Source organism: Sphaerospermopsis sp. FACHB-1094 (genome assembly GCF_014696195.1).
In the GTDB taxonomy this organism is placed as follows: domain Bacteria; phylum Cyanobacteriota; class Cyanobacteriia; order Cyanobacteriales; family Nostocaceae; genus Sphaerospermopsis; species Sphaerospermopsis kisseleviana.
The window spans coordinates 20,667-27,433 of sequence record NZ_JACJPT010000068.1; the positions used below are offsets into that span (position 1 = coordinate 20,667).

Genomic DNA, 6,767 nt, shown 5'->3' on the forward strand with positions numbered 1-6,767 from the left:
CCTAATCACAAGAACTAAGAAAACTTAATAATAAATATAAGGACTAGGGGTAAAGACCCTTAAAATAGTCAAGATTTGTATTTTCCTGATCTAAAGTAACAACTATGCCTCGTCGTCAAGATATCCACAAAATTCTTCTGTTAGGTTCTGGTCCTATTGTCATTGGCCAAGCTTGTGAGTTTGACTATTCTGGTACTCAAGCCTGTAAAGCTTTACGGGAAGAAGGTTTTGAGGTGGTGCTGGTAAACTCTAACCCGGCTACTATTATGACTGATCCAGAAACGGCCGATCGCACTTATATCGAACCGCTAACACCGGAAATGGTAGAAAAGGTTATTGCTAAGGAACGTCCTGATGCTCTTTTACCGACTATGGGCGGACAAACTGCTTTAAATCTTGCGGTTGCTTTAGCAAAAAATGGGGCTTTAGAAAAGTATAACGTCGAATTAATCGGTGCGAAATTACCAGCGATTGAAAAAGCTGAAGATCGCAAGTTGTTTAACGAAGCGATGGATAAGATCGGGGTGAATGTTTGTCCTAGTGGTACAGCGTCAACCTTAGAAGAAGCTAAGGCGATCGCCGATCGGATAGGATCTTATCCTCTCATTATTCGTCCTGCTTTCACAATGGGCGGTACTGGTGGCGGTATTGCTTACAATAAAGAAGAATTTGAAGTGATGGCACAGGTTGGTATTGATGCTAGTCCTGTTTCTCAAATTCTTATAGATCAGTCTTTATTAGGTTGGAAGGAATATGAACTAGAAGTGATGCGGGATCTTGCGGATAACGTTGTCATTATCTGTTCTATCGAAAACTTCGATCCGATGGGGATTCATACAGGTGATTCTATCACAGTCGCCCCTGCCCAAACTCTCACAGATAAAGAATATCAACGTCTGCGGGATATGGCGATCAAAATTATCCGGGAAATAGGGGTGGAAACCGGTGGTTCTAATATTCAGTTTGCGGTGAACCCAGTAAATGGGGATGTGGTAGTTATTGAAATGAACCCTCGTGTTTCCCGCAGTTCTGCGTTAGCTTCTAAAGCAACTGGTTTTCCTATTGCAAAGATGGCCGCAAAGTTAGCTGTGGGTTACACTTTGGATGAAATTAGTAATGATATTACTAAGAAAACCCCCGCTTCTTTTGAACCGACTATTGACTATGTAGTTACAAAAATTCCCCGGTTTGCGTTTGAAAAGTTTCCTGGTTCTGATCCAGTGTTAACTACGCAAATGAAGTCTGTGGGGGAAGCAATGGCCATAGGAAGAACTTTTAATGAGTCTTTCCAAAAAGCTATGCGGTCCTTGGAAACTGGCCGCGCTGGATGGGGTGCTGATAAACCAGAAAAGTTACCCAGTGGGGAACAAATTCGCGCTCAGTTACGTACACCTAACCCAGAGAGAGTTTTTGCTTTGCGTCATGCAATGCTGTTAGGTATCAGTAATGAGGAAATTTACGAACTAACTGCCATAGATCCCTGGTTTTTGGATAAATTACAGCAAATTCTGGAAGTTGAGAAGTTCTTAAAACGCAGTCCTTTACAGCAGTTGACAAAAGAGCAAATGTATGATGTCAAGCGTAATGGTTTTAGCGATCGCCAAATTGCTTTCTGTACCAAAACCAAGGAAGATGAAGTTAGAGCATATCGTAAACAGTTAGGTGTTATCCCCGTTTACAAAACTGTGGATACCTGCGCTGCGGAGTTTGAAGCGTTCACACCTTATTATTATTCTACCTACGAGGAAGAAACGGAAGTTTTACCCACCGATAAACCCAAGGTAATGATTTTGGGAGGTGGTCCAAACCGTATTGGTCAGGGGATAGAATTTGATTATTGTTGCTGTCATGCGGCATACTCTTTGAAAGCTGCGGGTTATGAAACCATGATGGTGAACTCTAACCCGGAGACGGTTTCTACTGATTACGATACTAGTGATCGCCTATATTTTGAACCTCTGACTAAAGAAGACGTACTCAATATTATTGAAGCGGAAAACCCTGTAGGTATTATCGTCCAGTTCGGTGGACAAACTCCATTAAAATTAGCAGTTCCCCTACAACAATACTTACAGCAATCACCAATCACCAATCACCAATCACCAATCACCCAAATTTGGGGTACTTCTCCTGATTCTATCGACATGGCAGAAAATCGGGAACGGTTTGAAAAGATTCTTCAAGAGTTGAATATTGCCCAACCGCCTAATGGTATCGCTAGAAGTTATGAAGATGCGTTAATTGTCGCTAAACGGATCGGCTACCCCGTTGTGGTTCGCCCTAGTTACGTTTTGGGTGGACGAGCAATGGAGATAGTCTACTCTGATGCAGAGTTAGAAAGATATATGACTTTTGCAGTGCAGGTAGAACCAGATCATCCAATTTTAATTGATAAGTTCCTAGAAAATGCCATTGAAGTGGATGTAGATGCGATCGCCGATCATACGGGTAGAGTGGTTATTGGTGGCATTATGGAACACATTGAACAAGCGGGTATTCACTCAGGAGATTCGGCTTGTTCTCTCCCTTCCATTTCCCTCTCTCCCGCAGTCCTTAACCAAATTAGAACTTGGACAGTTGAACTGGCAAAAGCTTTATCTGTAGTGGGTTTGATGAATATTCAATTTGCCGTTGTTGGTGCAAATAGTTATTCTCCCCAAGTCTACATTTTAGAAGCTAACCCCCGTGCATCTCGCACTGTTCCATTTGTGTCTAAAGCAACAGGCGTACCTTTAGCTAAGTTGGCATCTTTAATTATGTCTGGTAAGACTTTAGAGGAATTAAACTTTACTCAGGAAGTCATTCCCTCTCATATAGCTGTGAAAGAAGCAGTTTTACCCTTTAATAAATTCCCCGGTACTGATACCATCTTAGGTCCTGAAATGCGTTCCACTGGGGAAGTTATGGGAATTGATGCTGATTTTGGGCGGGCATTTGCTAAAGCGGAAATGGGCGCAGGAGAAAAATTACCCCTCCAGGGTACTGTATTTGTGTCTATGAGCGATCGGGATAAAGCCTTAGTTGTGGATGTGGTGAAAGAATTTATCAACCTGGGTTTTCATATTATCGCTACCCAAGGTACACGCCAATATTTGAAGGAGCAAGGTTTAAAAGTTGAGCAAGTGCTGAAACTTCATGAAGGTCGTCCTAATGTGATTGACGCGATCAAAAATCAACAAATTCAGTTAATTATTAACACACCATCAGGGGAAGAAGCCCGTACAGATGGACAACTGATCCGCCGTACAGCTTTAGCCTACAAAATTCCCATAATTACAACTATAGCAGGTGCGCGGGCAACAGTAGCCGCTATCCGTTCCCTGCAAAACACCACCTTAGATGTGAAAGTGATCCAGGAATATTGTCCTATCTAGGTGACTGGGGACTGGGGACACTTCGACAAGCTCAGTGCATCGCTGGGGACTGGGGACTGGGAAATAATTTTCTCCCCTGCTTCCCCATCTTCCTATCCCCTGTTCCCTGTTCCCTGTTCCCTGTTCCCTAAACATTAAGCAATCATTATAAGAGAATCTTTATAGTTAATATTGAGATATTTTAACAAATATGAGGAAACCATCTACTTCTCATTTTTACTTCTAAACTCCTGACTCTTGTCTTATGACTCCTGTCTCCTGCCTCCTGACTCCTGCTTCCTATAATATTTCAGTACAATTACGACATAACCTAACCTGATGTAACCAGGAATTTTCCAGTTACTCGGTAGTCAAGCTTTTTTAATAAATGTTACAATTATTAACAATCACATCAAACGGAAAATGTTAGACAGATCATGGTATCTCTAAGTACAGGTACTTGTAATTACAAGTAAATAACTGTACCGTCTAGCAGTTAATAAGCCTAAATTGACGACATACCGGAAACAAAGCGGATCGGGTATGTAAATTGCAAACCAGAGCATAGTTTTCTAGTTAACCTGGGTATTATCTTCTCAAGGCATCAGCTAATGACACTACCAACCAACCCAACATCAACCAAGAGTAGCGCCATGAAGACGGCTCAGACACCTACAGACCTCGTGCGGACCTACCTAAGAGAAATTGGTCGCGTGCCACTTTTAACGCATGAGGAAGAAATTCACTTTGGGAAACAGGTACAAAGATGTACCGCGTTGTATGAGGTGAGAGATAATCTTGCTACTCAGTTAGAACGTCAACCAACTGTAGAAGAGTGGGCAAATGTAGCTGAGTTAGAAGTAAAAGAATTAAATAGAGCGATCGCCGAAGGTGAAATTGCTAAACGGAAAATGGTAGAAGCTAATTTGCGTTTAGTAGTGTCTGTAGCGAAAAAGTATATTAAACGTAATGTTGATTTACTTGACTTAATCCAAGAAGGTAGTATAGGAATGCAACGGGGTGTAGAAAAATTTGACCCCACAAAAGGCTATAGATTTTCTACTTATGCCTACTGGTGGATACGTCAGGCGATCACTCGCGCCATAGCGGAAAAAGCCCGCACTATTAGGCTACCTATTCATATTACGGAAAAATTAAACAAAATTAAGAAAGCCCAAAGGCAATTATCCCAAAAATTGGGACGTGCGCCTAGTATTTCTGAACTAGCTGACGAATTACAATTAACGCCTAAACAGGTGCGGGAGTGTCTAGAAAAAGCACGTTTACCCTTGTCTCTTGATTTGCGTCTAGGTGATAATTATGACACCGAACTAGGGGAAATGTTGGAAGATACAGGTGCATCACCTGAAGATTTTGTGATGCAATCTTCTCTATCTTGCGACATAGAACGGATGATGTCAGAACTCACACCCCAACAAAAAGAAGTCATTAGATTGAGGTTTGGGTTATCAGATGGACAATCTATGACATTAGCCCGAATTGGTGAAATACTTAATATTAGTCGGGAACGAGTGCGACAAATTGAAAGAGAAGCCTTAACAAAACTTCGTAAATCCAAACATAGCATGAATGAGTATCTTGCTAGTTAGTCAGGAGTCAGGAGGCAGGAGTCAGGAGAACATTAATAACTTTATTACCTATTCCCTTCTTTTGCCTTTTGCCTTTTGCCTCTTGCCTTCTTACCGTCACCTAGATTCATTCGCAATAATACGCTGTTTTTGGTACGGTTAAACCGACTCCCCCGACTGAAATAACCTGTTACATTGAATGACATAGACACAAAGTTAAATTTTCGTCGTCATTAAGTCGTCATTAAATAGAAAACAGGTTATTTATCATTGTAGTCACAATTACCATAGATAGTAGTTGTAGCAAAGGAGATCAAAAGTGAGTAACCAACCTAATCGAGTATCAGAATTTTTCAACGGTGAAACAGAAAATAGCAACTTATTATGGCAGTACGTTAAATCTCTAAGTCCAGAAACCGTAACACAGTTATCTAAACCTACTTCTGCGGAAGTATTTCAAGTGATGGAACGAAATATTGTGGGACTGTTGGGAAATCTACCTTCTGAACATTTTGGTGTTACCATTACAACTAGCAGAGAAAATTTAGGTAGATTATTAGCTTCTGCAATGATTAGTGGTTATTTTTTGCGGAATGCAGAACAAAGAATGAACTTTGATATGGCTATACAAGGAACAGAAGCAAGCAGTAGTGATGTTGCTGAATAAGTTAACAAATTAGCACCAATTAAATAAATTCTCTGATAAATCCAAAATGAAGATACCAGAATTTTAATAATTGGTGTTTTTTTATGACGTAAATGTTAAAATTAGGTAGTTTTCAGTTTTCAGATCCCCGACTTCTTTAAGAAGTTGGGGATATATAACGATTTTAGAATGATTAAATTTTACCATAATTATTATGACAGAAATATCAAATGTTACCCATAAAATTATTGGTGTTGCTGTTATTTGGAACAACGAAAAACAGATTTTAATTGATCGTCGTCTTCCCACAGGAACAATGGCGAATTTATGGGAATTTCCTGGAGGTAAAATTGAAACAGGAGAAACTATAGAAGAATGTATAGAAAGAGAAATTTTAGAAGAGTTAGGAATTAAAATAGAAGTTGGCAAACATTTGATTACTGTTGATCATACTTATCCTCATTTACGAGTAACTTTGACAGTGCATCATTGTCATTATTTATCAGGTATTCCCCAAGCTATTGAATGTGCGGAAGTGCGTTGGGTGGGTTTGGATGAGTTGGATAATTTTGATTTTCCTGAAGCAAATGGAGAAATTATCGCTGCTTTGAGAAAAAGGTAAGAACAATTATTTAAATTCATCAAGTTATCAAAGATGATAAGCGAAACATGAAAAATAAAGCAGGGTTAGAAATTGGTGAAATAAAAATGGAAGAAAACAGAATACTTACTGATAAATTTCCCACACCTAACCCTTTAGAAATTGTGGTGACATTAAGACAAGAAGAAGATAAACCTGATGATTTAGCTGCATTTTTAGAGTTTTTGCGTTATGGGTTTGGACATTATAAAGAATGGACAACATTACCCGCACCTCTATTTTTTGAAAGAGTTGTCAGAGACTATATTAGTGAGTTTTGGATTACTGATGATGTGGATGATGAAGAATTAGAAATAGAAGACAATCAGACAAATGAAGGAGAACCTAGACAACTAAGTTTATTTTGATTGATTAACGGAGTTGGGATTTCAAATCAAATTCTTTGAGACAATTAATAGTGTTGGGTTTCCTGACCTCAACCCAACCTTGTATCTTAGAGGTATGTTAGAGGAAGTGGTAGACCGTCCCAACCTTGGTCAGAAAAGACCGCTTCGTAGCAAGGATCACCACAACAATCT

General features: G+C 39.8%; 6 protein-coding genes. 5 read left to right on the forward strand and 1 reads right to left on the reverse strand.

All coding sequences use genetic code 11. The annotated features are described in order from the left end of the window. Positions 1-104: 104 nt before the first annotated feature. Positions 105-3,374, forward strand: a complete 3,270-nt coding sequence (gene carB, locus H6F47_RS18540; protein ID WP_190650422.1) for a carbamoyl-phosphate synthase large subunit — start codon at positions 105-107, stop codon at positions 3,372-3,374. Here carB and H6F47_RS27600 read toward each other — a convergent pair. Further along, positions 3,336-3,509 carry a hypothetical protein gene (locus tag H6F47_RS27600; protein ID WP_206755154.1) on the reverse strand — a complete coding sequence of 58 codons (174 nt, stop codon included), beginning with the start codon at positions 3,507-3,509 and terminating at the stop codon, positions 3,336-3,338. The genes carB and H6F47_RS27600 overlap by 39 nt on opposite strands. A 497-nt stretch (positions 3,510-4,006) precedes the next feature. On the opposite strand from H6F47_RS27600, the gene H6F47_RS18545 reads away from it, so the two are divergent. The 4 genes from H6F47_RS18545 (at position 4,007) to H6F47_RS18560 (ending at position 6,596) form a co-directional block, all read left to right on the forward strand. After that, entirely contained in the window at positions 4,007-4,963 is a 957-nt protein-coding gene (locus H6F47_RS18545) for an RNA polymerase sigma factor, RpoD/SigA family (protein ID WP_137667387.1), read from the forward strand. Between the two features lie 298 nt (positions 4,964-5,261). Beyond that, positions 5,262-5,609: a DUF760 domain-containing protein gene (locus tag H6F47_RS18550; protein ID WP_096570254.1), complete on the forward strand. Its 348-nt coding sequence runs from the start codon at positions 5,262-5,264 to the stop codon at positions 5,607-5,609. A gap of 193 nt (positions 5,610-5,802) precedes the next feature. Then, positions 5,803-6,210 carry an 8-oxo-dGTP diphosphatase MutT gene (gene mutT, locus H6F47_RS18555; RefSeq protein ID WP_096570256.1) on the forward strand — a complete coding sequence of 136 codons (408 nt, stop codon included), beginning with the start codon at positions 5,803-5,805 and terminating at the stop codon, positions 6,208-6,210. 47 nt (positions 6,211-6,257) lie between these two features. After that, positions 6,258-6,596 carry an RNaseH domain-containing protein gene (locus H6F47_RS18560; protein ID WP_190650425.1) on the forward strand — a complete coding sequence of 113 codons (339 nt, stop codon included), beginning with the start codon at positions 6,258-6,260 and terminating at the stop codon, positions 6,594-6,596. The last annotated feature ends 171 nt before the right edge of the window (positions 6,597-6,767 follow it).